This is a genomic window from Lysinibacillus sp. ACHW1.5, assembly GCF_022014815.1.
Classification (GTDB): Bacteria; Bacillota; Bacilli; order Bacillales_A; family Planococcaceae; genus Lysinibacillus; species Lysinibacillus capsici.
Genome location: NZ_CP091777.1, coordinates 2,287,493 through 2,312,247, shown reverse-complemented (window position 1 = coordinate 2,312,247; position 24,755 = coordinate 2,287,493). Strand labels below are relative to the sequence as shown.

General features: G+C 37.1%; 26 protein-coding genes. 21 read left to right on the top strand and 5 right to left on the bottom strand.

Annotation, left to right across the window (positions count from 1 at the left end):
* Positions 1-27: 27 nt before the first annotated feature.
* The 4 genes from L6W14_RS11410 to L6W14_RS11395 all read left to right on the top strand — a co-directional run bounded on the left by L6W14_RS11410 (position 28) and on the right by L6W14_RS11395 (position 3,069).
* Entirely contained in the window at positions 28-624 is a 597-nt protein-coding gene (locus tag L6W14_RS11410) for an SCO family protein (RefSeq protein WP_004227948.1), read from the top strand.
* A gap of 189 nt (positions 625-813) precedes the next feature.
* Positions 814-1,149 carry an ArsR/SmtB family transcription factor gene (locus L6W14_RS11405; RefSeq protein WP_237898005.1) on the top strand — a complete coding sequence of 112 codons (336 nt, stop codon included), beginning with the start codon at positions 814-816 and terminating at the stop codon, positions 1,147-1,149.
* 31 nt (positions 1,150-1,180) lie between these two features.
* The gene (locus L6W14_RS11400; protein ID WP_237898004.1) at positions 1,181-2,179 is read left to right on the top strand and encodes an NADP-dependent oxidoreductase; all 999 of its coding nucleotides are present in this window, start codon (positions 1,181-1,183) and stop codon (positions 2,177-2,179) included.
* Between the two features lie 347 nt (positions 2,180-2,526).
* The gene (locus L6W14_RS11395; RefSeq protein ID WP_237898003.1) at positions 2,527-3,069 is read left to right on the top strand and encodes a pyridoxamine 5'-phosphate oxidase family protein; all 543 of its coding nucleotides are present in this window, start codon (positions 2,527-2,529) and stop codon (positions 3,067-3,069) included.
* Between the two features lie 311 nt (positions 3,070-3,380).
* Here L6W14_RS11395 and L6W14_RS11390 read toward each other — a convergent pair whose 3' ends face one another.
* Positions 3,381-4,298, bottom strand: coding sequence for a serine hydrolase domain-containing protein (locus L6W14_RS11390; protein ID WP_193767324.1), 918 nt, complete (start codon positions 4,296-4,298; stop codon positions 3,381-3,383).
* Between the two features lie 586 nt (positions 4,299-4,884).
* Here L6W14_RS11390 and L6W14_RS11385 point away from each other — a divergent pair.
* The 9 genes from L6W14_RS11385 to L6W14_RS11345 all read left to right on the top strand — a co-directional run bounded on the left by L6W14_RS11385 (position 4,885) and on the right by L6W14_RS11345 (position 13,290).
* Positions 4,885-6,135 carry a benzoate/H(+) symporter BenE family transporter gene (locus L6W14_RS11385; RefSeq protein WP_237898002.1) on the top strand — a complete coding sequence of 417 codons (1,251 nt, stop codon included), beginning with the start codon at positions 4,885-4,887 and terminating at the stop codon, positions 6,133-6,135.
* Position 6,136: 1 nt separating this feature from the next.
* Complete coding sequence (gene hemL / locus L6W14_RS11380; RefSeq protein WP_237900973.1) at positions 6,137-7,429, top strand: glutamate-1-semialdehyde 2,1-aminomutase; 1,293 nt, start codon at positions 6,137-6,139, stop codon at positions 7,427-7,429.
* Between the two features lie 133 nt (positions 7,430-7,562).
* Positions 7,563-9,002 carry a MocR-like pyridoxine biosynthesis transcription factor PdxR gene (locus L6W14_RS11375; protein ID WP_237898001.1) on the top strand — a complete coding sequence of 480 codons (1,440 nt, stop codon included), beginning with the start codon at positions 7,563-7,565 and terminating at the stop codon, positions 9,000-9,002.
* Between the two features lie 40 nt (positions 9,003-9,042).
* Positions 9,043-9,405: a hypothetical protein gene (locus L6W14_RS11370; RefSeq protein WP_131520164.1), complete on the top strand. Its 363-nt coding sequence runs from the start codon at positions 9,043-9,045 to the stop codon at positions 9,403-9,405.
* Positions 9,406-9,568: 163 nt separating this feature from the next.
* A complete protein-coding gene (locus L6W14_RS11365; RefSeq protein WP_237898000.1) occupies positions 9,569-10,069 on the top strand; it encodes a sigma-70 family RNA polymerase sigma factor in 501 nt (166 codons plus the stop codon).
* The gene (locus L6W14_RS11360) at positions 10,066-11,322 is read left to right on the top strand and encodes a DUF4179 domain-containing protein (protein ID WP_237897999.1); all 1,257 of its coding nucleotides are present in this window, start codon (positions 10,066-10,068) and stop codon (positions 11,320-11,322) included. Before L6W14_RS11365 ends, L6W14_RS11360 begins: the two co-directional genes overlap by 4 nt.
* Before the next feature lie 272 nt (positions 11,323-11,594).
* Positions 11,595-12,110, top strand: coding sequence for a hypothetical protein (locus L6W14_RS11355; protein WP_237897998.1), 516 nt, complete (start codon positions 11,595-11,597; stop codon positions 12,108-12,110).
* A 58-nt stretch (positions 12,111-12,168) separates the two neighbouring features.
* A complete protein-coding gene (locus L6W14_RS11350) occupies positions 12,169-12,465 on the top strand; it encodes a 3-isopropylmalate dehydrogenase (RefSeq protein ID WP_237897997.1) in 297 nt (98 codons plus the stop codon).
* A 72-nt stretch (positions 12,466-12,537) separates the two neighbouring features.
* Positions 12,538-13,290 carry an SDR family NAD(P)-dependent oxidoreductase gene (locus tag L6W14_RS11345; protein WP_131520168.1) on the top strand — a complete coding sequence of 251 codons (753 nt, stop codon included), beginning with the start codon at positions 12,538-12,540 and terminating at the stop codon, positions 13,288-13,290.
* A 128-nt stretch (positions 13,291-13,418) separates the two neighbouring features.
* Here the strand turns inward: L6W14_RS11345 and L6W14_RS11340 are convergent, their stop codons facing one another.
* Positions 13,419-14,186: a sulfite exporter TauE/SafE family protein gene (locus L6W14_RS11340; protein WP_131520169.1), complete on the bottom strand. Its 768-nt coding sequence runs from the start codon at positions 14,184-14,186 to the stop codon at positions 13,419-13,421.
* A gap of 104 nt (positions 14,187-14,290) precedes the next feature.
* On the opposite strand from L6W14_RS11340, the gene L6W14_RS11335 reads away from it, so the two are divergent.
* Positions 14,291-15,175, top strand: a complete 885-nt coding sequence (locus tag L6W14_RS11335; RefSeq protein WP_131520170.1) for a LysR family transcriptional regulator — start codon at positions 14,291-14,293, stop codon at positions 15,173-15,175.
* Positions 15,176-15,278: 103 nt separating this feature from the next.
* On the opposite strand, the gene L6W14_RS11330 is transcribed toward L6W14_RS11335, so the two are convergent.
* Positions 15,279-16,178, bottom strand: a complete 900-nt coding sequence (locus tag L6W14_RS11330; RefSeq protein WP_237897996.1) for a PhzF family phenazine biosynthesis protein — start codon at positions 16,176-16,178, stop codon at positions 15,279-15,281.
* A 124-nt stretch (positions 16,179-16,302) separates the two neighbouring features.
* On the opposite strand from L6W14_RS11330, the gene L6W14_RS11325 reads away from it, so the two are divergent.
* Positions 16,303-17,184, top strand: coding sequence for a LysR family transcriptional regulator (locus tag L6W14_RS11325; protein ID WP_112118595.1), 882 nt, complete (start codon positions 16,303-16,305; stop codon positions 17,182-17,184).
* 125 nt (positions 17,185-17,309) lie between these two features.
* Here L6W14_RS11325 and L6W14_RS11320 read toward each other — a convergent pair whose 3' ends face one another.
* Entirely contained in the window at positions 17,310-18,194 is an 885-nt protein-coding gene (locus L6W14_RS11320; protein WP_284705849.1) for a DNA-3-methyladenine glycosylase 2, read from the bottom strand.
* Positions 18,195-18,383: 189 nt separating this feature from the next.
* Between L6W14_RS11320 and L6W14_RS11315 the strand changes: the two genes are divergently transcribed.
* The 4 genes from L6W14_RS11315 to L6W14_RS11300 all read left to right on the top strand — a co-directional run bounded on the left by L6W14_RS11315 (position 18,384) and on the right by L6W14_RS11300 (position 21,169).
* A complete protein-coding gene (locus tag L6W14_RS11315; protein ID WP_131520173.1) occupies positions 18,384-19,097 on the top strand; it encodes a 2OG-Fe(II) oxygenase in 714 nt (237 codons plus the stop codon).
* Positions 19,098-19,182: 85 nt separating this feature from the next.
* On the top strand, positions 19,183-19,803 hold the full coding sequence (locus tag L6W14_RS11310; protein WP_131520174.1) for a bifunctional transcriptional activator/DNA repair enzyme AdaA: 621 nt from the start codon (positions 19,183-19,185) through the stop codon (positions 19,801-19,803).
* Positions 19,787-20,320 (top strand): methylated-DNA--[protein]-cysteine S-methyltransferase, encoded by a 534-nt coding sequence (gene adaB / locus L6W14_RS11305; RefSeq protein WP_054550483.1) that lies wholly within the window; start codon positions 19,787-19,789, stop codon positions 20,318-20,320. The genes L6W14_RS11310 and adaB overlap by 17 nt, the downstream gene beginning before the upstream one ends.
* Before the next feature lie 30 nt (positions 20,321-20,350).
* A complete protein-coding gene (locus L6W14_RS11300) occupies positions 20,351-21,169 on the top strand; it encodes an SPL family radical SAM protein (RefSeq protein WP_054550211.1) in 819 nt (272 codons plus the stop codon).
* A gap of 87 nt (positions 21,170-21,256) precedes the next feature.
* Here L6W14_RS11300 and L6W14_RS11295 read toward each other — a convergent pair whose 3' ends face one another.
* Positions 21,257-21,406: a hypothetical protein gene (locus tag L6W14_RS11295; RefSeq protein ID WP_016992948.1), complete on the bottom strand. Its 150-nt coding sequence runs from the start codon at positions 21,404-21,406 to the stop codon at positions 21,257-21,259.
* Positions 21,407-21,887: 481 nt separating this feature from the next.
* Between L6W14_RS11295 and L6W14_RS11290 the strand changes: the two genes are divergently transcribed.
* Together L6W14_RS11290 and L6W14_RS11285 are read left to right on the top strand one after the other, a co-directional pair.
* Complete coding sequence (locus L6W14_RS11290) at positions 21,888-22,337, top strand: GNAT family N-acetyltransferase (protein WP_131520175.1); 450 nt, start codon at positions 21,888-21,890, stop codon at positions 22,335-22,337.
* Between the two features lie 224 nt (positions 22,338-22,561).
* Complete coding sequence (locus L6W14_RS11285; protein ID WP_131520176.1) at positions 22,562-24,718, top strand: ATP-dependent helicase; 2,157 nt, start codon at positions 22,562-22,564, stop codon at positions 24,716-24,718.
* Positions 24,719-24,755: the final 37 nt, after the last annotated feature.

Here is a 24,755-nt window from a genome sequence, read left to right as displayed (position 1 = left end):
TGAAATGAAGGGAAGTGGGCACCACTAATGACAAAGAAAAGTATATTGCTAGTTTTAGTTCTAGCATTTAGTAGCATTCTAGCTGCTTGCGGTAGTTACAAGTTTGAACCAACATTAAATCTCGAGGTTCAAGATTTCACAGTAACGAATCAAAAAAATGAACAAGTGACCCTAGATGATCTTAAAGGTAAGCCTTGGCTAGCCATGTTTATTTTTACAAACTGTACGACAATCTGTCCACCCATGACATTTAATATGACAGAAGTTCAACAAGCACTACAGGATGAAGGCCTTGAAGATTATCAAATTGTGGCATTTAGCGTGGATCCAGAAGTGGATAAGCCTGATGTTTTAACAAATTACTTAAATACGTATAATGTTGTAGATGAAAGCAAATGGCAGCTACTAACTGGCTATCAACAAAAATTCATTGAACAATTTGCACGTAAATCATTTAATTCATTAGTTAAAAACGATCCTAACTCAGACCAAGTCATACATATGTCGAGCTATTATTTAGTAAACGCAGACGGCACTGTTGTAAAAGACTATGATGGCGCGACAAACGTACCAGTTGAAACAATCGTTGGAGATATGAAGGCTCTTATTAAGGAGAGCAAATAACACAGAAGTCCATGTGACTTCTGTGTTTTTTTATGGAAGGAGGGGAAAGTAAGATGTACGCCTTTAGAAATCATTCGTCTCGATTTACTTTCCCAATATTGCAGCGAATACGGCAATATTATATCGTTATATGCAGCAATGGTTCATTAACTTAAACTATTCAACTGATTAGTAAGAGGAGGGATTTTAATGAATAAACAGGACCAGCTTAACTTGATTAAGGACGACTTTATAAATTCTCAAAAGGTACTATTAGCAATTGGTGATGAAACCAGACAAGCTATTTTAATGGTATTAATGAGCACAGATTGTCAAACGGGATTGCGTGTAGGTGAAATCACAGAACAAACACATCTTTCTCGACCAGCTGTGTCTCATCATCTTAAGATTTTGCGAGATGCGGGTGTTATTTTAATGCGCAAAGAAGGTACAAAAAACTTCTACTATATAGATCTACGGACAAAACTAGGTTCGTTAAAAAATCTTGTTTTGGATATTGAAACGTTGTTAACGGAATTTTATTGACAATATAATAGGTTATCTGGAGGAATGAACGATGAAAGCAATGGTGATAGATCAATATGGCAAAGCCCCAATGCGCTTGGCAGAAGTGCCTACACCTGAAATAAATGAATATGAGGTACTTGCTGAAATCCATGCAGCAAGTATTAATCCGATTGATTTTAAAATCCGTGACGGGAAAGTGAAGCTGTTAATCCACTATAAAATGCCACTGATCCTTGGAAATGATTTTTCAGGGGTCGTCGTAATAGTTGGCAAAAAAGTGACGCGTTTTAAAGTAGGAGATGCAATTTATGCACGTCCAAGGAAGAGTAAAATTGGTACTTTTGCGGAATATATCTCGATTCATGAAGATGACATAGCCCTAAAACCTAAAAATTTGAGCTTTGAGGAAGCTGCATCAATCCCACTGGTTGCCTTAACGTCATACCAAGCTTTACATGATATCATGCAATTACAAAAAGGACAAAAGATTTTAATTCATGCTGGCTCTGGTGGGGTAGGTACCTTTGCTATACAACTAGCAAAAGTAATGGGCGCCTCAGTGGCAACAACGGCTAGCGAAGCTGGTGTAAACTTAGTTACATCTATGGGTGCAGATAAAGTGATTAATTATAAGAAAGAAAACTTTGAAGCTATACTGAAAAATTATGATGCAGTCTTTGATACGCTTGGAGGAAAGACCTTAGAAAAATCTTTTGAGATTATCAAGGATGGTGGAAAAATTGTCTCCGTATCAGGCACGCCGAATGCTCGTTTCGCCAAAGAATATGGTTCAGGATTTTTCAAAACATTATTATTTTCAGCAGCAAGTCATAAACTGACCTCACTTGAAAAGAAATATCATGCTCAATATTCCTTCTTATTTATGAAACCAAGTGGCGATCAATTACGCATAATCGCCGATTTAATTGAATCTGGTAAAATTAAACCAGTCATTGATAGAACTTTTTTATTTGAAGATGCTCAAAAGGCGATGGAATATGCGGAGTCAGGTAGAGCAAAGGGAAAGATTATCGTAAAAATTAAATAGCCTGTATGTTGTATTTTAACAAGAAAAGTACGTAATAACAGCAAACCTCAAAATATAATAAGAGGCTTCTCCTTTTATAGGATAGCTGTAGTCCAATATTGAGATGAGCGATGGCTCAACACTTGCGTTCTTTGAAGGTAAATATAGCAAAGTTAGTCAGTCAATAAGCTTATAATTACCTACCTCCTAAACAATAGAACCATCGTTTGAGCATTATTTGTTCAAACGATGGTTTTGTCTTTGGTTCAAGCTGGGAAATGGAGTGCTTAATTGCTATAGTTATGGACGTTTTTATTCAATCCAAAGGTTGATAAAATCACATCATACTACAAGTAGGAGTGATAACAATGGATAAGGTACGTTATAAAGTAAGAGAAGTGTTGGACAAAAACAAAATTGAGGCATTTTTGCAGCAAGCTCGCATTGGGCATTTGGGTATGGTTGATGGTCATTTGCCGTATGTTGTCCCCCTTAATTTTGTGTGGATAAATGGAGTGCTCTATTTCCATGGAGCCACTGGTGGGAGACGAAATCAAGTGATGGAAGAGAATCCACAGATTTGCTTTACGGTTTGTGATGAATATGGAACCATTACCAATCCCGTACCTGCAAAGACAGACACAGCTTATATGAGTGTCATGGTTTTTGGCAAGGCTCAGCCTATTTCCGATTTAAATGAAGCGACACACATGTTGCAAGAAATGATAAATAAATATGTACCTGGTTACTATAATCGCCCCTTATCCCAGCAACACGTGGACAAATATCGATCAGCCGTTTTCGGAGGGCCTGTTCAGGTTTACCGTGTTGATCCTCAACATATTACCGCGAAAGAAAATCCAATTGCCTTAGGGGAGATGTTCAATATTGAGAAAATCCCACATACATAGTATTGGTTTTAGAAATTGGTAAATCAAATCACTGTAAACTAGAATAAAGATGGATTAAAAAATATCCCATCCCTTAATCCTTATCTAATAGCAACATCAAAAACTCCATTTTGAAAAAAGATTGCTCAAAATGGAGTTACTCTCTATAGATAAGTATGAGATTTTTATAAAAAAGTTTGAACATTTTTTAGCTATGTTGTTCCAAAATTGCGCCCGATTGTTGAATATCAAGATAGTGATTTCTCCATTTTACAAGATACTTTTATGTTCTCGGAAGAGGAGAAAAACCCCTTTTCATTTGTTTAAATGTCTCATTCATCCATCCAACTACGTAAAAGTTTTTCGAAAAAGAGTCTCGGTGCAGATTGCTGGTCATTTTGTAGATAGCTTTTTGTCACAGCCATAATATTTAGCTTCGGAACAATAAATATATATTGCCCGTATAAGCCATTTGCATAGTAATATTCAATTTTGTTGTTACTATTAGCAATTTCACAAGTCCATAGCTGATAACCATAACCAAATGTTCTGTCCTCTTCTGGTTCAAATTGTTTATATGGTTTTCTTGCCTCGTGGATCCAGTTAGATGAAACGACTTGTTTTGATTTAAATTGCCCTTCGTTTAATAATAAAAACCCAAACTTCACCATGTCCTCTAAATTTAATGAAAGACTAAAGCCACCCTCGTAAACACCTTGAGGGTCCTTTACCCAGATGTATTTTTTTATCCCTAATGGATGGAATAAAAATTCTTCTGCAAATGAGGCGGTAGAACGTCCAGAAATTTTTTGAATAATCGCGCTTAGTAAATGAGAGTTTCCGCTATTATATTCTAAGGTTGAACCTGGTTTATGTATAACTGGTTGTTCTAGTATGAATTTAACCCAGTTTTTTGAACTTTGGTATCTACCTACCTGTAACCCCGAAGTCATCGTTAGCAAATGAAATAGTGTAATTTCCTCCTTCATTGGGTCATTGAGCTCTAATATTTCTGGAAAGTAGCGATGAAGAGGTTCATGAATATTTTTTATTAGCCCTTTATCAACCATAATTCCAATTAATATAGAAATAATACTCTTTGTAATCGAATAAACCTTTGTCTGATTTTCTACGACTTTTTTATTCTTTAAATATTCAAAGATCCGTGTATTTCCTTTATAAATGACAAAACCTTCAATTTTAATCTTCTTAACTTTCTTCTCTAACTCATTAAAAGATATTTCACTCATACATATAACCCCTCCTCCACTAAATTGTGTCATTAGTTTATGTATATCAGTTTACAATTTAACCTAAATTTTAACATAAATTCATTAATCTTATCAAAGGCGTTATTCAATTAAGTGGCCCGTTTGTTGAACAAAAAAATCCTACATAGCAACACAGGATTTTTAATCAAACTTTAAAATGAATGATCAATCTTTGTTTTAAACGTTCAATTCTTTTTTAAAACTACAATATAAGGATAGTGTTTTTTTATTGTACCTAATTTTATGGACTGCTAAAATTCGCAATTTTGGATGTTTTTTATCAATCCGTATTACGTTATGCTAAGACCGTTCATTTATTAGCAAGGAGGGGAAGTGCTACTGTTTAGTTCAGGTAGATTGATATTTTATCAAATAGCGGCAAGTAAGGCGTTACTTGGAATCAAGCAAATTGAAATTTTATGGAATGACATGTTACATAAAGAGGGCTAATGACAATAGGAAAACGACATTCCACAAGGGAACAGTCCTTAAAGGACGAGAATACGTGATGAATTTCTAGTATGAAGAAGAGATTAAAATAATTTGTAGAAAGGTAGGGAAGTGTATGAACTCAACATCCGTTTCACTGAATGTACGTGATTTCCTGTCGCCCACCATTGCTGCTTTTATATCTGTCTTAGTTAACTATGGGGGCACTTTTATCTTAGTGTTTCAGGCTGCCAAGGTTGCCGGTCTAAGTCCAGAAATGACTGCATCATGGATATGGTCGATTTCCATTGGTGTGGGGGTAACGGGCATCTGGCTAAGTTACCGGTATCGTGAACCCATTATTACAGCTTGGTCAACACCAGGCGTGGCGTTTCTTGTTTCGGCTTTAGCTGTTACCCCATATGCTGAAGCCATTGGAGCTTATATTATTTCTGCAATAGCATTTGTTTTGTTAGGTTTATCAGGTATGTTCGAACGTTTTGTCCAACTTATTCCTCCAGGTATTGCTTCAGGTCTACTGGCAGGTATTTTATTACAATTTGGTATTTCAGCCTTTGGTGGTGCGAAAGTGGAACCTTTACTTGTCATCGTCCTGTTTACTACGTATATCGTATTAAGAAGGTTTACATCTCGCTATGCAATTGTCGGTATTCTAGTCATTGGCTTGATTTATTTAATAAGTATGGGGCAGGTAGATTTCAGCCATATCGAGTTAGCCTTCGCGTCTCCTGTATTTGTTACGCCAACATTTTCTCTACATGCATTATTGGGTGTTGCTTTGCCGCTTTTTATTATTACCTTAACAGGACAGTACATGCCAGGCATGTTAGTGTTGCGAAATGATGGATTTAAAACGAGTGCCAATCCGATTTTGGTTGTAACAGGATTGGGATCACTCCTGACAGCACCCTTTGGATCACATGCTTTTAACATAGCAGCCATTACAGCAGCCATCTGTACGGGGAAGGACGCTCATGAGGATTCAAGAAAACGTTATATTGCAGGTATTGTCTGTGGCATTTTTTATATAATTGTCGGAATTTTTGGGGTAACATTGGCTGCATTGTTTTTAATTCTCCCAGCTACGTTCATTGCAACATTAGCGGGATTAGCGTTGCTAGGCACAATTGGTAGTAGCCTTGCCAATGCTTTAACAAATCCTGTTGGACGCGAAACAGCACTCATTACTTTTTTGGCAACAGCCGCAAATGTTACTTTACTTGGAGTTGGCGGTGCATTTTGGGGACTTGTAGCTGGTTTGGGCGCACATTTATTAATGAATGTTCCATTGCTCAGAAAACAGCATAGCATAAATGAGGGACAACAAATTAGAAAAGATAATATCACTACGAAAGGTGGTTTTTAACATCGATACGACGAAATCAATAGAAGCTTTCGAAATAGCAAAAAAGCTTATGCCTGGTGGGGTAAATAGCCCAGTGAGAGCATTTCAATCAGTTGGGATGGAGCCAATTTTTATGAGTCACGGGACAGGCTCAAAGGTATATGATATTGATGGCAATCACTATATAGATTATGTTCTATCTTGGGGGCCATTAATTCATGGACATGCAGATAAGGAGGTTTCAGAAGCACTTCTTGAAGCCATCAATAAAGGGACAAGTTTTGGATTGCCAACTTTACAAGAAAATAAGCTAGCAACATTAGTATGTACTCGCATACCTTCCATAGAGAAGATTCGAATGGTTAATTCGGGTACAGAAGCGACAATGAGCGCCATTAGACTAGCTAGAGGCTTTACAGGCAAAGACATCATTGTGAAATTTGATGGAAACTATCATGGGCACAGTGATCATCTATTAGTAAAGGCAGGCTCAGGAATTGCTACCTTCAGCCTTCCTGATAGTCTGGGTGTACCTATAGAGATCACTAAGCATACAATCTCCATACCTTATAATAATATCGAAGTCCTGAAAAAGATCTTTGATAAATATGGCTCACAAATAGCAGCAGTCATCGTAGAACCGTTTGCAGGCAATATGGCGGGAATACCAGCTAACCCTGAATTTCTTCAAGCTATACGTTCTTTCACTACAAAGTATGGTGGACTATTTATACTCGATGAGGTCATGACTGGTTTTCGTATAGATTACCACTCTGCTCAAGGGCTTTATAACATAAAACCAGACTTAACATGTTTAGGAAAGATCATTGGTGGAGGGATGCCTGTTGGGGCATATGGTGGAAAAAAAGAAATCATGAATCACATTGCACCTGAAGGTAGTATTTATCAGGCTGGAACCTTATCGGGTAATCCAATCGCTATGGTAGCAGGGTATACCACAATCAATAAATTAAATCATAACAGTTATACGTATATCGAAGCGTTAGCAGATCGGCTTATTCAAGGCTTATCAAAAGTAGCGCATAACAATCATATTCCACTTAAAACAACGAAAGCTGGGACAATGATTGGCTACGCATTCATCGATCATCCCTTACAAAATTTTGATGATGCTCAAAAAATAGATGCTGAGATGTTTCGCCGTTTTTATAAAGAAATGCTTAAACAGGGTATACTTCTACCTCCTTCTCAATATGAAAGTATATTTATCTCGACTGCTCACTCCACACATGATATTGATAGAACGATTCATGCTGCAGATGTAGCCTTTAAAAGGATGTTATCATGTAATTAGATGATGGAAAGTGGACTACAAACATCCTATATCTATAAAATGATCGATTTGATAGTATAATAATTATAGACTGGACAAAACCATTAATTTTCGCATATTTTAACAATCTCTATTCTAACTGGAAGTGAATTGAATGTTACAAGTTAACCGAGACGATAAAAATCCCATATGGCAACAGTTACTTGACCAAGCTATTCATCATATTACAACAGGCAAATGGCCCCCAGGGGAATTACTTCCTCCATCCCGAGAACTCGCCTTATTAGTAGGTGTTTCACGCTCAACCATACAAATTGTGTATGAGGAATTATTTAGTCGAGGGTATACCGTGACAAATTGGCGTGGAGGAACAAGAGTAAGTGAATGGGGATTTAAAACCAACTTGGCAGATGAGGTGATTCCTCAAGGACCATCCACGCCAACATTACCTTTATTAAACGTGGCAGTTGATGAATTAAACAATTGGTTTAGAGGCAAAGAACATGGAAACGTCGCAATCGATTTTTGTCCCCATGAGCCGTATTTGGATGAGCATTTCCGAAAAACTTGGCGACAATCGTTTTTACAGGCTTCAGCAGAAACAGATCTGACCAATTGGGGCTATGGCGATGCCTACGGTTTCACACCGCTCCGTGAACAGATTCAACGTTACCTCACATTTGAAAGAGGGGTACATGTAGAGATTGACCAAATCATCTTAACCTCTGGCGCGCAGCATAGCATCGATCTGATTGCTCAAGCCCTTCTAAAGGAAGGAGAAACGGTTTCTGTTGAAGATCCAGGCTTTCCTGCAGCCTGGATGACCATGAAATATCGGCGTATGAATGTCGTTGCTGTACCCGTGGATGAGTATGGCGTACAAGTAGAGCAGATTGATCCACAAACCAAGCTTATTTTTGTTACACCTTCTCACCAATGTGCGGTTGGTGTCATAATGTCTGAGCCACGCAAACAACAATTGCTGCAAAAATCCGCGAAAAATCAATTCTGGATTGTAGAAGATGATTATGATGGTGAGTTCAGGTATCGAGGTGGCCCGCTTCCTACCTTGTTTAGCCAACAACCCCACAACACATTATATATGATGAGTTTTTCTAAAATGGTTGCTCCTGGCATACGTATATCAGCTGTTATCGGCCCCAAAGATGCTATTCGTCAGCTTGCGCAAGTACAACAATTAACCTATCGGCATCTTCCCATTATGGAGCAATTAACGCTTGCTCATTTTATTGAGCACGGTCATTTTATGCGTCATATGAGGAGAGCCAGAAATGTCTATCGACGTAGACATGAAGCGATGACAAAGGCAATCATGGCGACAGGACTAGCCGAACGTTTCAAGCTAAGTGGCATTGAAACGGGTTTGCATATGCTTCTTGAGGCGGAAGAATCGTTTGATGAAGAAGCAATGACGAACCTCGCACTCGAAAATGGGATACGTGTTTATCCACTGAGCAAATATTGCTTAGAAAATAATCGAAAAGGATGGGTACTCGGCTTTGCTAAAATTGATGAGCAAGCCATTGAGGAAGGCATTTTTCGTCTTGCAAAGATCCTCTTGCAAGAAACGTAATCATTAGCCGGGCATAAAGGGAATTGGGGGTTGCGATACTATGCCATACATCCATGAGTTTGGAATCATTGCTTGTATAGAAAAAGACAAGGAGTATGCTGCTTATGAACCTGAAAAATACAATTGCATCGGTGTAGATGGTGATCTCTTTGATGAACTGCTTTCTAAGGATTTTGGCAAAAAAATACATCACCTGGAAACTTTTGCACACAACACAAATAGGCCATTTAAAAGTCTCGCCTATTGGGGAATAACCTTGATACCACCAAGCTCTCATAAACAATTTTTAAATATGGTGTGTGAAGCCAATGTCGAATACCAATCTGCAGAACTTGAAGAATTAATCAAAAAAATAGCTGAAGCAATAAAACAAGATAAATGGATGATTCATTATGGTGTTTAATTTTTACCAATACATACAGGTAAGGGGAAGAGGCGATTGTTCAATTAGAGCAATCGCTTCTTACTATTAATGGGGAGATGAATGACAGTTTCCTAAAAAGTTTCAAAAATTTTGAACGAAATGCAACAATGGTGAGTCTAATGAGAGAAGGAGGCGAAAAAGGATGAAATTTGAATTAGAGCAGCGTGCTATACGTGGAGATCAAGAAGCGATACTTTCACTCATTGAAATGGATGAGGATATTTTATATCGCATGGCCTTTACATATATGAAAAATGAGCAAGATGCTATGGACGTAATGCAGGAGCTTGTTTACAAAGCACTCAACAAAATGCATACCGTTCAACAGCACGAATATGCCAGAACATGGCTTGTGCGCGTCTTAATCAATTGTTGTAAAGACCATTTACGAAAACGTCCACCGACTGTTCAGATTGAGGAACACCACTTATCTGAATGGGTCATCTACTCAGATATGGAGAGATTATTGGAACATTTGTCTTTATCGGAGCAGCAACTCGTCTATATGAAATATTTCCAGCAACTAAAAAATAAAGAAATTGCTGAGCTCAATCAAATTCCTGAGGGGACTGTAAAATCTAAGCTTCATCACATTTTAAAGAAGCTAAGAAGCTTTGCTAGAGAAAAGGAGGACTGGCTATGAGTAAACCATTAATTGACGTTCCAAAGGAGAAACTGCAACAAGTTCGCATGGACATGTTTCGGAAAGTTCAACGAGAAAAAAGAAGAAAGAAGCGCATTGTTTCGGCTACATTCATCGCCATGCTTTGTCTAAGCCTACTCTTTTCAATTCGCGTCTCGCCAACGATTGCTAGTCAAGTTGCCAAAATACCTGGCTTTCAAGCAATTGTAACAGCGATTGCAATAGATAAAGGAATAAAAGATATTGTAGATCATGAATACTATGAAGAAATCAATGTGACGCAATCTAGAAAAGGTCTAGCACTTACATTGCAGGGCGTGATTGCCGATAATTTAGGATTTGTCCTCTTCTATGACGCTGATGCCTCATTTGATATTTCAAAATTAAACTTAGAGAAAGTTCAATTGTTTCAAGGAGATGAGGAGATTGAATGCGGCTGTACGTTTACCATGAATGCAAGCAATCAAACATACATCTCTTCATCAGTGAAATATAGTTTTTTAAAGCCTATCGCCTATACTTCCAAGGATTTTAAAGCAGTTTTTCACTTTCAGGATGAAGAGAAGGGTAACATTGAAATATCTTTACCGTTTTCACTGAAAAACGAGATCGCAAAGGAGAAAATTTCTACTGTAAATCGTACGATTGATGTCAATGGACAGAAATTTACGATTACACAAATTCGCCGTTCACCATTAAAAGTGGCACTCGATATTGAGGTAGCTAAAGATAATACAATGCAACTATTAGCGCTGGATGATGTTGCCATCATGACAGAAAGCGGTGAACGTAGAGATAGTATTAGAAATGATATTTCAACAGATGGAAATATTCGCGATGGCCAATTTACGCTCTATTTGCAAAGTAATTATTTCGATGATCCCGCGTCATTGACGGTTATGATTGGGGCCGTTCAAGCTGTGCCGAAGGGTGAGGATTTTATCGAATTTGATTTTGGCACAAAAGAAATACTCACGAAGCCTACTTATTTTAAGGGGGACATTTCAATAGAACAGCAAAGTGTAGCAGTTAAGATGAATAAAAATAATGAAGGCAAACTATTAATGCTCTCTGACGCCATAAAAGAAGATGGCACGCCATTAGAATTCAACAGTTTGACCATTTCACGAGACGAGCAGTATGTAGTAGAGACATCACAATTTGAAGAATATAATGGGAAAGTTAAGCTATATTTGAACTATTATCCTAATCCGATTGGGGAAAATATTGAAGTAAACATTCCATTACAATAAAATGCAACAGCTATTCAAAAAGACGAATCTTTTTGAATAGCTGTTTTGCTCTTTTGACTGCAAGGGTTGGGGGCTTCTTTTCTAAACAGCTTGATAGATGATAAATTAAATAGGCACTTAATTTAGTTATAATAGGGGTAACGATATCTTTAAATTTGAAGCGGTTATATTTTCTTGATTTAGTTACATAGCTAGCTCTTTTTTCTTTTTGAACTTATAGTGTAGGTAGTTATAGAAATTTAAGGTAAACTTACTTTAAACGGAGGTGGAAAATGGACTCTTTAGAATTAAACAAATCAAAATATACGGTCTCTAATATCAAAGACATTTTGCAGAATAAGCTTATTCTTGCAAAACCGTTGACTAAAGATGACATCAAAGAATTAAACCTAGTCAATCCCCCTGTATACAATAAAGAAAAGTATCTTATTCAGGAACAGTGGTTATACAGCATGAATATTGGGGAATGGGAGGATGTAGAGATTATTATCCAAGGAAATAATGAAAATCCTGAGGTGAGAATAATCGAACTAGCAGAAAGAATTTTCGATGAACTCCATTTACATATAAGCTGCGCATTGGCGTATTTACATAAGTTTTTTCCTAATCAAGAAATAAACAGTTATTATTTATCCACAATAAGCTTTGGAAATATGGCTAACTTTGATAGTTATATCTTTTCAGGCTTTAGTTTAGCTTTTATTTATGAGGGTCACTTTGAGTTTCAGTATAAAGTGAAATTTAAAGAAAATGGTTGGCCTATTGGTTTTGAGGGTGGACCACTTTAATTCAAGGGGGAAGAAATAGTTATCCCATGACAAAATCGTTTTGAAAAGAGGGAGTTGAATGGAAGGTTTTTTCTTCATACTGATAGGCTTTTTAATTGTTGTTGCAAATGTGATTGGGTTTGTATTCTACAAAAAAAAGAAAAATCTATATAATGCTGCTTTTATCATTTTACTACTGGCAGGTGTATTTGGTGGACTAGGAAGTGTATTAGCACTAATTATTATTCGTGATCCCTTTGCATTATTCTATGGATTGAACATTGCCTATTATTTACTCATTAATAGTTTGATTGTATTTATTCTGGCGATTTTAGTTACGATCATCAAAAAATATACTAGTAGTAGAACCACATAATTAACTATCGTGGTGCGTGAGCATTGAGTTGTTTATGAACGAATTACTATTAAAAACGTTAGGTGGGACGCTATGCATAACTTGTTAGGAAAGGTTATTCTTATCACAGGTGCAAGCTCAGGTATTGGATTTGCCACGGCTGAGCTAGTGGCAAAACACGGGGCTAAAGTAATTATCAATTATCATACAAATGTGGAAGGTGCCAACGAAGCTGTCCAACGAATTCAAGAACAAGGTGGAGACGCCATTGCTATTCAAGCTAATATTGTGAATAAAGAAGATGTGAACGCAATGATTGAGCAGGCTATTTCTACATTCGGCACAATTGATGTTTTAGTGAATAACGCTGGAGGCGGCATCCGTCAAAGTACTTTTATGGAGATGAGTGAAGAGCTATGGGAAGAAACATTCAAGCTAAATGTCAATAGTGTGCTCTTATGCTCTCAAGCTGTATTAAGATATATGATTCCGAAGAAATGCGGAAAAATTATTAATGTCTCTTCTGCAGCTGCACGTATTGGTGGGGCAGGGGAAAGTATTCATTACGCATCTGCTAAGGGAGCTATCAATACAATGACGATTGGTATGTCCAGAGAATTAATTGAATATGGAATTATCGTGAACGGGGTAGCGCCTGGAATGGTAGAGACACCCTTTCACGATAAATTTGCTCCTGGCGACAATCGGCTTGAACGAATGGCTTCCGCTGTACCAATTAAACGAGCTGCAGCGCCTAAAGAGATAGCAGAAGTAATTGCCTTCCTTTCTTCTGATGCCTCAAATTACATCCTTGGAGAAATTATACATGTGAGTGGCGGTAGATAAATAAAAAAAATAGGCAAATTATTATTGCTTTCGTCTATTATACTAACAGTCGTAAATTGTGGATTCTAAACAAGCTCCACCTTAGATGTCCTTAAATTTTGGGGCAAAAAAGGTAGGACTTGTTTCGCTTATTTTATTAAATCCGACACTACTTGAGCAATTAAGAATAAAAAAATGATTGGTAAAATAATTTGAATCCATTTTGTTTGGATATACGGAATGATCTTTAAACCTAAGAAAGAGCCAGCAATAGAGCCAAGTGACACAGGGATAGCAATTCCCCAATTAACAATGCCAGTAAAGTAATAAAAGAGAAAAGCACCTGTACAGCTTGATAACGAGAGCATTCTCGTTAACTCGACTGCTTTTAAATAATGGTATTGTTTTTTCAAGAAATAGGTTATATTCATTAGAGCTGAGCCTGGTCCAAAACCACCGTCATATATGGAAATTGCAAATGGAATCAGCTTGTTCAAGGGTTGTTCCTCTGTTTCTTTTACATCTTTGACAATCCATTTATTACTGCAAAGGACAATCAGAAATGCAAAAATTAAGCTTATACAAGCGACGACATTCATGATTTGTTCCGATAAGAGGATTGCGAATAATGCCCCAAATACTCCACCTAAACTAGCAACAAACATGAAAGAAAAATACTTTTTTACAGATAAATGTCCTTTTATGACAAATGAAACAACATTTGATAGGGCTGATAAGCCTGTCGCAAATTTATTAACAGCAACAGTTGTATGAATTGGAATGCCGACGAGCAACAATGAAGGCATCAAAATAAAGCCTGCTGCACCAAAAAGAACGCCTATTATGGCTGCGAGTAAACCAATTGTAAATAAAATAACTCCTTTTACTGTTAACCATTCCTGTAGTAAAATTTCCATTCAATCACCTCAATACTTAAATTACTGGTAAACTATACATAAAACAAATATATAATTATTGCTTATTCATAAATATTATTTATGAATAGAAAGGTTGGAATGGAATGAATTTACATGCATTGAGGATCTTTACGAATGTAGCCAAGCTTGGAGGAATTACTGCAGCGGCGAATAGTATGCTACTAAGTCAACCTGCTGTGACCATACAAATTCGAAAATTAGAGAATGAAATAGGGGCAAAATTGATTGAAGGTAAAGGGCGTGGAATTCAATTAACGCCAGAGGGGAAGTTTTTATACGAGCAAGGCATGCGTTTATTTTACTTAGAAGCACAAATCGATGAGAAGCTTGGTAAGTTTTTAGCAAAGGAAGACAAAATACATATTGCGTCCTCTTACATCCCTATTAATTATATACTTCCGCCTATCATAGCTAAATACAAGCTTGCGCATCCTCAAATTGAATTTTTTGTATCGTTAGGCAATGTTCAATCTGTGGAGGAGCAAGTTCTGAATTATGAAGTAGATTTTGGCTTTGTCGTTCAAAGTAAAATTGGTCATGAAGATTTACAATTTGAAAAGGTATTGGATATCCCTTTTTGGTTTATAGTCCATCCTTCACATCCTCTAGCAAATCAAACGGTCTCCATCTATGAATTATCGAACGAGGACTTTATTTATCGGGAACGTGGTAGCTCGACACTCGATTTATTGGAGTCCATTTTTTACACCTTTAATGCGCCATTACCTAAGTTAGGGCTTCAAATGCAGGGCTTACATGAATCCATAAAAGTAGTGGAAGCGGGGTACGGCATGACTTTAGCTCCGTCCTATAGTGTGGCTGAAAGTATAATAAACGGGAAACTTGCTCAAGTGTATGTTGAGCAGGCAGCTATACAGCAAAGTTTATTTATTTGTTCTCGAAAAACCGATCTCATGGAGCAACCATTTTTGCAATACTTAAAAACGCATTTAAATGCATTAAACTAACCACTTTATTTGGCATAAAAAAGACTTCTCTAAATTTAAGTGAAGAATTTAGAGAAGTTTATTTTATGATGATAATTAACACAGAAAATTCAGAAAAATAGTATTATAAAAGTATTTTTCCTTCTATTGAAATAACTGCTGCTCCTGCTACTTCAATAACAGCATTCTCCCCATCAGGAGTGATCGTGACATAAAGAGTCCCAGGTCTATTAATCGTATGTCCTTGCCCAATTACTAATTGATGTTTTTCTTGTGGAGCTAGTATATTTTCTAGATATAAATAACCACCTAATGCACCGTTTGCTGCCCCTGTAACTGGATCTTCATCGATCCCTATATTTGGGCAAAAATCTCTTGTATAAATATCAAATTCCCCATTTGTGTCAAAGGTAAAGAGGTGAGTGGTTGATATGTTAAAATGATTGTTCATCTTTTTAAGCTCATTTAATTTAGGTTCTGCTTGATCAATTGCTTGACGTGTTTTAACGGGAACCATAAGATGTGGGACCCCTGTGTTCGCTATTTTTATCGGGTATCGATCATCAATGTCCGTTTCCTCTAAACCCACAAGGTCCGCAACGACTTCAGGGCTAATGTCTATACTTTTTATATGGGGACGTACTTGAGTCATGGACACGCTCTTTAAGTGATTGTTTTCCGTAATCCATTTTACAGGAATTAGTCCAATGTTTGATTCAAAGATTATTTTCTCGTCCTTATCAATCCAATTGTACTTATTAGCCATTAACCATGCTGTACCTAACGTAGCGTGACCGCAAAAGTCAACTTCTTTTGTAGGAGTAAAATATTTTATTTGATAATCTGCATTTACATTTGTTGATGGTAAAAGAAAGGCCGTTTCCGAAAGGTTTAATTCATTGGCTATGTTTAGCATTTCCTCATCTGTTAAATTTTCTGCATGAGGTATAACGCCAGCTGGATTTCCTCCAAACGTTTCTGTGGTGAATGCATCAACATAAAAAAACTCTACCACTTTTTTCATTGCTATCTCCTCCTTCATTCTAAGATTATTGTAGTATGATAGAATTGATAAGTAAAATTCATGTTTTTAATCTTAAACATGAGGAAGTCGAATGGAAAGTTAAATCTTATACGGAGGTTAGCTTGTGAACCTTTTGCAAATAGAAATATTCGTCAAAGTAGTCGATATTGGAAATTTCACAAAAGCAGGTGAAATATTGGCGATGACACAATCGGGCATAAGCCATAATATCGCTTCATTAGAGTCAGAACTCGGTATTAAACTTTTGAATAGAGGAAGAAATGGCATCTCGTTAACAGATAGTGGAGAACGTATCATCAACAATATGAGAAATATCTTATCCGAAGCAGAAAGCATAAAACAAGAAGCCGCTTCTATTTTAGGAATACAAAACGGAAAAATAAATATTGGCAGCTTTTCAAGTTTTGCTTCAAAAGTGTTGCCAACGATCATATCACGGTTTAAAGGAGAGTTTAAGGGAATTGAAATAAACTTTTATGAGGGGAGCTATGACCAAATTACACGTTGGGTAGAAGAGGGGAAAGTGGATATAGGTTTTACATCTTTAAGTAACCCCATGGATCATTTGGAGGCTACCACCATAGTAAGAGATAGATTAGTAGCAATCGTACCGATTCATCATCATCTTGCCATAAATGAACAAGTAAAGGCGGAAGAACTTCAAGGGGAGGCTTTTATTATGCCTCAGCTAGGATGTGAAGTGAGTGTTAAGAAGTTTTTACAGGAACAAGAGGTATCCCCAAACATAGAGTTTAATGTGGAAGAAAATCAAACAATCATTGCAATGGTACGTGAAGGATTAGGCATTACAATCATACCAGAACTAGCTTTACCCTATAATTTAGCAGGTACCATTGTAAAACCTCTCTTACCCGAACCTTTCCGAGAAATAAGCATTATTACTCGCTCAAAGAAGCAACCCCTTCCCGCTGTCAAAGAGTTTATAAAAACAACCATGGATTGTATTAAAGAATTACAGCTATAAGAATTCTGTGTCCATTGCGATTGTTCATCGTCATTGTGCTTTTTTGTAGAAGAATTAACCGTAGCCACATAAGAGCATGTTTTGGTTCATTTTTTCAAAACATGCTCAAATCAAGGTGATGATATTTAGTAAAGAACACGCCATAAATAGAATGTAGCGTAGGATTCCCAGTTTTTCCATGGTATCGAGAGCGCTAAAATTTCCTCTTTCGTAGGCTTTTGGTTCATATTACGTAATGTTTTTATTGAATTAATCAGACCTACATCATCGATTGGAAAAGCTGTCTGAAACCGTAGGCAGCGCATTAGCACGTAATTGGCTGTCCAAGGTCCGATTCCTCGTATTTTGATTAAGCTTTTTTCTGCCTCTTTAAAATTCATTTTCATTAATTGTTCCTTCGATAATTCTCCGCATGCCATTAATCTTGCAATGCCAATGATATATTCACTTTTTTTAACCGTCATTTTAATAGCTGCTAGGTCAGTAGGTTCTAACTGTGCAATTCGTTCGTAGGGAGGGAATACCCAATACTTTTTACCATTCCATTCGATAGAATCGCCAAAGCTTTCTACAAATTGTCTCTTTAAAGAGTAGGCAAAGGCAAGGTTGATTTGTTGCCCTAAAACGCCCCAGCATAACGCTTCAAATAAATCGGGAATGCCGATAACTCGTAATCCATAGAATTTTTGGGCAGGTATTTGAAGTAATGGATCTGTATTTGCCATTTCATAAAATGGCGTTAAATCGTTATCAAGATCAAACCATTCAAGTATATATGTTGCAATTTTTTCCCGCTCCCTCTTTTCAATAGGCCTAGAACCATTTAGGAATTGAACAACCATTTGTTGATTATCGATTACGCTTATCTGTACTAAAGACTGCATTTCTCCAATGGCTATCACTTTTGTGATAATATTGTTCTCTATTTCATACAGGCATTCATTTTTTTCTCTTGTTAAATAGCCTAGATTTGCATTCATATCAAAATTTGCTGGTAAGGTAATGATCATCACATCGTCAACGTCATTCCATATCACTTTTTCATTCTCCTTTTCAACATACACAGTTTGTTAGTTTACTTTATCATAAAAGTAGCTTTACTCATTTTGTTATCTTGCTATTCCATTCTAAACGCCTTATTTTTTTCTATTGATGAGGTTATAGTGTTAGTTATTAAGAAGGCTAAGGAGGGAATAAAAATGGTCCAAGATATTCAAACACGTGTTGGCAGCTTGGAGTGGGATTCCATTCAACAGGAACTAGATAAACAAGGATTTGCAAAGCTTCCAGTAATTTTAACAAAAGAGGAATGTGAATTCTTAATAGGGTTGTATAGTACAGAAGAGCCATATAGAACGACCATTAATATGACGAGGTATCGCTTTGGGGAGGGGGAATACAAATATTTTTCCTATCCATTGCCTGAAATCATCCAAAGTTTAAGAGAGTCCTTTTATCAAGAATTGGCCAAAACAGCTAATCGATGGTTAGGTTATTTAAAGAAAACAGCGCAGTTTCCAGCTCAGCTTCAAGATTTTTTGAACACTTGTAAAGAATATGAACAAACTAGACCGACACCGTTACTCTTAAAGTATGAAACAGGTGGCTTTAATTGTTTGCATCAAGATTTATATGGCGATGTGTTTTTCCCGTTTCAAGTAGTATTTGTATTAAATCAACGCGAACAAGACTTTTTTGGTGGAGAATCACTCCTAGTGGAACAAATTCCACGTGCTCAGAGTAGGGGACATGTCATTACGTTAGACCAAGGCAGTGCGCTCATCTTTCCTACAAACCATAGACCTGTTCTAGGGAAAAGGGGATATTATAAACATACGGTTCGTCATGGAGTAAGTACGATTACTGCTGGAGAACGATACGGTCTTGGCATTATTTTTCACGATTCTAAATAAAAAAACTTCAATATCTTGCTATTCCATATCTAGAATTGTACATTGTGAATTTTTAGGGAGTATATTGTAAGGAGAGGTGAGATAAATGCTGGATCCTATGAATGATGAAAATGATATTTTGAATAATGTAGAAATGATGACAGATGAAAAATGGCAAGCCATTATCACGAATGATACAGCGTACAACAATCAATTTTTTTATGCTGTCAAGTCAACAGGGATATTCTGTAAACCATCCTGTAAGTCTCGCGTTCCGAAAAAAGAGAATGTATGTATTTTTGCAACAGCAGAACAAGCACTCCACGCAAATTTTCGCCCTTGTAAACGTTGCAAGCCTACTAATGAAAATTTACCTGATAGCGAGTGGGTTGATATTATCACAGCATACATTGATCAAAATTTCGCTGAAAAATTAACGCTCGAATCATTAGCAATGATTTGTCATGGGAGCCCCTATCATATGCATCGAACATTTAAAAAGATAAAAGGCTTGACGCCGATTGAGTATATACAACAAGTTCGCGTACACGAGGCTAAAAAGTATTTGATTGAGACGAATAAAGCAATAGGCGATATTGCCCTATGTGTGGGTATGGCGAATGCGCCCTATTTTATTACTTTATTTAAAAAGAAAACAGGTCAGACCCCAGCGCAATTTCGTCAAATGAGAAAAATGGAGGAAATGAATGATGGAAATAAAAAATAAACCAACCCTTTTTTGGTCTTTACTCAAGTTTGAGGATTGGCATTTTTATATTGCTGCTACCTCCAAGGGCCTTGTGTTTGTTGGTTCACAGAACAAACCAATCGAGGAAATGTTTGAATGGGCGAAGAAACGCTTTCCAGGAAGTCCTTTTGTTGAAGATGAGGAAAAGCTTGAACCCTATGTCAATGAAATCATTCAGTATCTAGCAGGAAAGAGGCAAACCTTTACTATCCCATTTGAGTACGTAGGTACGCCATTTCAGCTAGCAGTCTGGCAAGCACTTTGTGAAATTCCTTATGGGCAGACGAAATCCTATTCAGACATTGCCCATGCTATTAATAAACCAGCAGCTGTTCGTGCTGTTGGAGCGGCTATTGGGGCTAATCCAGTGTTGCTCACTGTACCGTGCCATCGTGTAACAGGAAAGAATGGCTCTTTAACAGGCTATCGGGGCGGATTAGCAATGAAGAAATTGCTCTTGGAACTTGAAAAGCGAGGTTCATCTAGCAATGCGTAATACTTGCTTTACATGGAATGGAGGTTTCGTATGAAAAGCGAATTATTCTATAAGCATCCAAAAACCATTTTGAATAAGGGAACTGGCTTTCTTTCTGGCTATACGCATTCGCTCAATCCTTACACAGGCTGTTCATTTGGATGTTCTTATTGCTATGTACGTCAAATGCCTGTATCTCTTTTTCGAGAAGGGGAATGGGGTAGTTGGGTCGATGTTAAAAACGGTGCGGCGAATGTATTAAAAAAGGAGCTTCATCGTGCTAAAGCCAAAGGGCCTGTAACCATTTTTATGTCCTCAAGTACAGACCCGTATCAGCCAATAGAGCATAAGGAAAAAGTGACGCGATCTTTACTAGAGGTTATGCTAGAGGATCCCCCTGATTTCTTATTTGTACAGACAAGAAGTCCACTTGTCAGTCGAGATATTGATTTGCTGCGACAATTTAAAGAAAAAGTGCGGGTAAGTATGACAATTGAGACAGATTCGGAAACGATACGTAAACATTTTACGCCAATGGCACCTCCAATCCAAGCGCGTTTTAAGACATTGGAAAAATTAGCAGCTGCGGACATACCGACCCAAGTTGCTATCGCGCCCATTTTACCAAGTGGAGAATATTTTCCTTTGAAATTGAAGCAACTCGTCGATCGGATATGTATAGATGACTACTTCATGGGAGATGGCAGTGGTGGAAAACGCACAAGAAAACTTGAGATTGAGAAAAAATATGACCAACTTGGTTTAGAAGAATGGTATGGACCAGATGTAATAAAAAAAGTATACAATCGATTTATTGAAATCTTTCCAGAAAATCATGTTTATATAAGTCAGGCTGGGTTTGAGCCGTAAAATGCTGTAATAGATGGATTATAAAAATAGCCCCAATACCCATCTTTGCTGAAGTGAGTATTAGGGTTTCTTCACATGATAGTATGATTAACGTTTGTTTTCATTTTGAATTTGACTGAAATCTACTTCTTCAGCAAACTCTTCTCTGTTTTTACGCTCATTGTTAGCATTTTGATTTTGATTCTGCTGTTTTTTGTTGTCTTGCGTTTTATTATTTTTATGTTTATTATTGCCCATTTTCATCTCACCTCCACCATTAGTGTGAGTGGAAGATGTTTTTTTATCCGTAGAACGGACATTTAATTCTTCAAGTAATGTGCTTTACTTTATTAAGGAGTATAGTATGAATGAAAATTATCCAAATTTAATTCTACGGTTCAAACTAGGGTAGGAAGTAATTGATAATGATAGCAGGTGGTTTATAAAAGGCTATCACGCTGTTTGAATCACGATATTGACAAGACGAGAAAATAATTATTGTAGTCGATTAAAAATTGAAGCATACAGGAATGTCTTATATTTTTCCAGAAGATGTGAGGAAATACAAACTACATAGGTTTAGTCTTGAATGTAAAATATTTGATTTAAAGTATATTGCATTGTTAAAGGTCGTATGCATTCAGGATTTAGGAATCCAACCAAGTATTTTTCATAAGATCTATTTTTTAAATATCAACAGGAAAACTATTTTTTACATTATGCTTAAGGAGGCATCGTAGTGAACCAACACAAAATAATTATTACGCAATATACCCCCCAATACGCTGAACAAACAGTTGCTATGTGGCGAGATAGTAAGGAGCAGGCGATTGGTCAAAAAGAAATTCATACCTTTGAAAGTCATGTATATTTCTTAAATCATCTATTAGCTGAGCAGTTTCACATCGATTTAGCGTTAATGGATGAAAAAGTAGTTGGCATGATTGCCTATAACGAAGAAGAAATAAGCCAACTATATATTCATATTGACTATCAAGGGATGGGCATAGGTCATACATTACTAGATAAAGTAAAAGCACAATCAAATGGGCGATTAACTTTATACACATTTGAGGTTAATGAAAATGCCCAACGATTTTATGAAAAACATGGATTTAAAATTATAGGGAGAGGACATGAAAATGAAGAGAATTTAGCTGATATTCAATATGAATGGCTAGCCAAATAAAAAATTTCACTAACGAGCTACTAAAAAGCGTTGTACATTTTGTATATACGCTTTTTTGTTTTTGATAAGATCTAAAAATGATGAAGAGGCAAACAATTTCCTTAACAGCTAAGATCACTCGAATGAGTAGTAGTCGAGCTTAGTTGCTTTTAATGCTCTTAAGAAGTTAATCAGTATCATCTGGTATAATAGAAAATAGATTTTTTTAGAACGGAGTAATTGATATGAATGGAGCGCAAAAAGCATTTTTTGAAGAAAAGGAGCGTTCACTTGGCGTTTATCTAAATGATGTGCAGAAGCAGGCTGTATTGCAGACGAATGGACCGCTGCTACTATTGGCATCTCCTGGTTCAGGAAAAACGACGACGATTATTATGCGTATTGGCTATATGATCGAGGCGCTTGGTGTCAAGCCTGCTCGCATAAAGGCTGTTACGTTTAGTAAGGCATCAGCAAATGATATGAAGGCACGTTTTGCAAAGTTTTTTCCGCATTTGCCACCAGTTGATTTTTCGACGATTCATAGTTTAGCATTTCAAGTTGTGCGGCAGACACTTGAACGTCAGGGCATTTCGTACGGGATTATCGAAGAAGCGGACGGGCCTGGTGTAATGTCAAAAAAACGAGTGCTTCGTGAGATTTTTGAACAATTAAATGGCTCCAAAATTACGGAAGATCAGTTAGACGAGCTACTGACGTACATAACGTTCATCAAAAATAAAATGCTGCCAGAACAGGAATGGGCAATTGCAGAAGTAAAGGTGCCAAGAAAAGTCGAGATTTTACAGCATTATGAGGAATATAAGCGCACAGCTAGTGACCGATTGCTCATTGATTTTGACGATATGCTGTTAATGGCGAATGATATTTTTACGAAAAATCGAGAGGTGTTGGCGCAATTTCAACGTCGATACGATTTTTATTTAACGGATGAAAGTCAGGATACATCGCCTGTTCAACATGCGATCATCGAGAAGCTTGTCGCTGTCCATCAAAATTTATGCGTCGTTGCCGATGAGGATCAGGCCATTTATAGCTGGCGCGGTGCAGAGCCAGATTATTTGTTGAATTTCCAAAAGATTTATCCAGAGGCACGTGTTTTACTAATGACACAAAATTATCGTTCATCTGCCTCGATTGTAGAGCCAGCCAATCTTTTCATTCAGCGAAATAAAAAACGATATAACAAACAAATGTTTACGCAAAATCCTGCAGCAGAGCCAATCTCGTTTAAAATCCTAGAGAATTACAGCTTACAGGCCAAATATGTAGTGAATCAGTTAAAAAGCTTGTCTAAGCGTGGCTCAACGGCTGTTTTATATCGAAATAATACGTCTGCCATTCCTCTTATGGACGCATTAGACAGAGCGGGCTTGCCTTTCTATATGAAAGATTCCACCATTCGCTTTTTTACGCATTGGGTTGTGGAGGATATAATGAACTTCATGCGTCTAGCGTACAATACAAAAAATATCTCGATATTTGAAAAAGTTTACAGAAAAATGAATGCTTATATTACACCAACGCAATTAAAGGCACTGCAGAAAGTACCGGAGGATGGCTGTGTATTCTCACTATTGCTAGAGCATGTGGAATTAAAGGATTATCAGCCTGAATATATTAAGCGAATTCGCCAAACGTATGATAGCATTCAATTTGATCAAACAACACCAACAGCCATGCTAGAGCATATCCGTTATGACTTTGGTTATGAGCGTGCCTTAAAGAAAATGAGCGAGGACCTCGGTTTTAATTATGAAAATTTACTAGATATTGTGGATGTACTTGGACTAATTGCTCGCCATACGTCGACGATGACTGAATTTGCGGGTCGTTTGAAGTACCTTGAAAATTTAGCACGTACATCTCATCTGAAAAATGAAATGAATGCCATTACATTAACAACCTTACACAGTTCAAAAGGCTTGGAATTTGATCGTGTGTATTTGATTGACTTAATTGATGGGATTTTACCTAGTGAGACGGAAGAAGCAATAGAGGAAGAAACAAGGCTCTTTTATGTAGGTATCACTCGTGCAATTCGCCATTTGGAATTAATTTCGTACAGCAAGCGCTTTAAAGCAAGTGTGGTGCCATCAATATTTATGAAGGCGTTAAAGCAAATCGTTTCTCCTCAGGAATTACCAAAGAAAGCGTCGAAAAGTCCGAGGAAAGCATTGAAGCAATACCGTAATGATCAGACAATTACAACGGAGTCAGCGTTAATCGTTGGCTCAAAGGTGAAGCATGTGATGTTTGGAGAGGGAAAAATTTTGGAGGTCACAAGTAGCACGATCAAATTGTCATTTGATGCAGGGATAAAGCAGTTTATGACAGATACATGTTTACAGCAAGGCTATTTAGAAGCGGTGGAAGATTAATGCAGCGTATTCGAGATTTTTTCGAATACGCTTTTTA

Excerpts from the sequence above, each read along its gene's own strand:
- L6W14_RS11410 (WP_004227948.1), top strand. The coding sequence starts at position 28 with ATGACAAAGAAAAGTATATTGCTAGTTTTAGTTCTAGCATTTAGTAGC.
- L6W14_RS11405 (WP_237898005.1), top strand. The coding sequence starts at position 814 with ATGAATAAACAGGACCAGCTTAACTTGATTAAGGACGACTTTATAAAT.
- L6W14_RS11400 (WP_237898004.1), top strand. The coding sequence starts at position 1,181 with ATGAAAGCAATGGTGATAGATCAATATGGCAAAGCCCCAATGCGCTTG.
- L6W14_RS11395 (WP_237898003.1), top strand. The coding sequence starts at position 2,527 with ATGGATAAGGTACGTTATAAAGTAAGAGAAGTGTTGGACAAAAACAAA.
- L6W14_RS11390 (WP_193767324.1), bottom strand. The coding sequence starts at position 4,298 with ATGAGTGAAATATCTTTTAATGAGTTAGAGAAGAAAGTTAAGAAGATT.
- L6W14_RS11385 (WP_237898002.1), top strand. The coding sequence starts at position 4,885 with ATGAACTCAACATCCGTTTCACTGAATGTACGTGATTTCCTGTCGCCC.
- L6W14_RS11375 (WP_237898001.1), top strand. The coding sequence starts at position 7,563 with ATGTTACAAGTTAACCGAGACGATAAAAATCCCATATGGCAACAGTTA.
- L6W14_RS11370 (WP_131520164.1), top strand. The coding sequence starts at position 9,043 with ATGCCATACATCCATGAGTTTGGAATCATTGCTTGTATAGAAAAAGAC.
- L6W14_RS11365 (WP_237898000.1), top strand. The coding sequence starts at position 9,569 with ATGAAATTTGAATTAGAGCAGCGTGCTATACGTGGAGATCAAGAAGCG.
- L6W14_RS11360 (WP_237897999.1), top strand. The coding sequence starts at position 10,066 with ATGAGTAAACCATTAATTGACGTTCCAAAGGAGAAACTGCAACAAGTT.
- L6W14_RS11355 (WP_237897998.1), top strand. The coding sequence starts at position 11,595 with ATGGACTCTTTAGAATTAAACAAATCAAAATATACGGTCTCTAATATC.
- L6W14_RS11350 (WP_237897997.1), top strand. The coding sequence starts at position 12,169 with ATGGAAGGTTTTTTCTTCATACTGATAGGCTTTTTAATTGTTGTTGCA.
- L6W14_RS11345 (WP_131520168.1), top strand. The coding sequence starts at position 12,538 with ATGCATAACTTGTTAGGAAAGGTTATTCTTATCACAGGTGCAAGCTCA.
- L6W14_RS11340 (WP_131520169.1), bottom strand. The coding sequence starts at position 14,186 with ATGGAAATTTTACTACAGGAATGGTTAACAGTAAAAGGAGTTATTTTA.
- L6W14_RS11335 (WP_131520170.1), top strand. The coding sequence starts at position 14,291 with ATGAATTTACATGCATTGAGGATCTTTACGAATGTAGCCAAGCTTGGA.
- L6W14_RS11330 (WP_237897996.1), bottom strand. The coding sequence starts at position 16,178 with ATGAAAAAAGTGGTAGAGTTTTTTTATGTTGATGCATTCACCACAGAA.
- L6W14_RS11320 (WP_284705849.1), bottom strand. The coding sequence starts at position 18,194 with ATGATCATTACCTTACCAGCAAATTTTGATATGAATGCAAATCTAGGC.
- L6W14_RS11315 (WP_131520173.1), top strand. The coding sequence starts at position 18,384 with ATGGTCCAAGATATTCAAACACGTGTTGGCAGCTTGGAGTGGGATTCC.
- L6W14_RS11310 (WP_131520174.1), top strand. The coding sequence starts at position 19,183 with ATGCTGGATCCTATGAATGATGAAAATGATATTTTGAATAATGTAGAA.
- adaB (WP_054550483.1), top strand. The coding sequence starts at position 19,787 with ATGGAAATAAAAAATAAACCAACCCTTTTTTGGTCTTTACTCAAGTTT.
- L6W14_RS11300 (WP_054550211.1), top strand. The coding sequence starts at position 20,351 with ATGAAAAGCGAATTATTCTATAAGCATCCAAAAACCATTTTGAATAAG.
- L6W14_RS11295 (WP_016992948.1), bottom strand. The coding sequence starts at position 21,406 with ATGGGCAATAATAAACATAAAAATAATAAAACGCAAGACAACAAAAAA.
- L6W14_RS11285 (WP_131520176.1), top strand. The coding sequence starts at position 22,562 with ATGAATGGAGCGCAAAAAGCATTTTTTGAAGAAAAGGAGCGTTCACTT.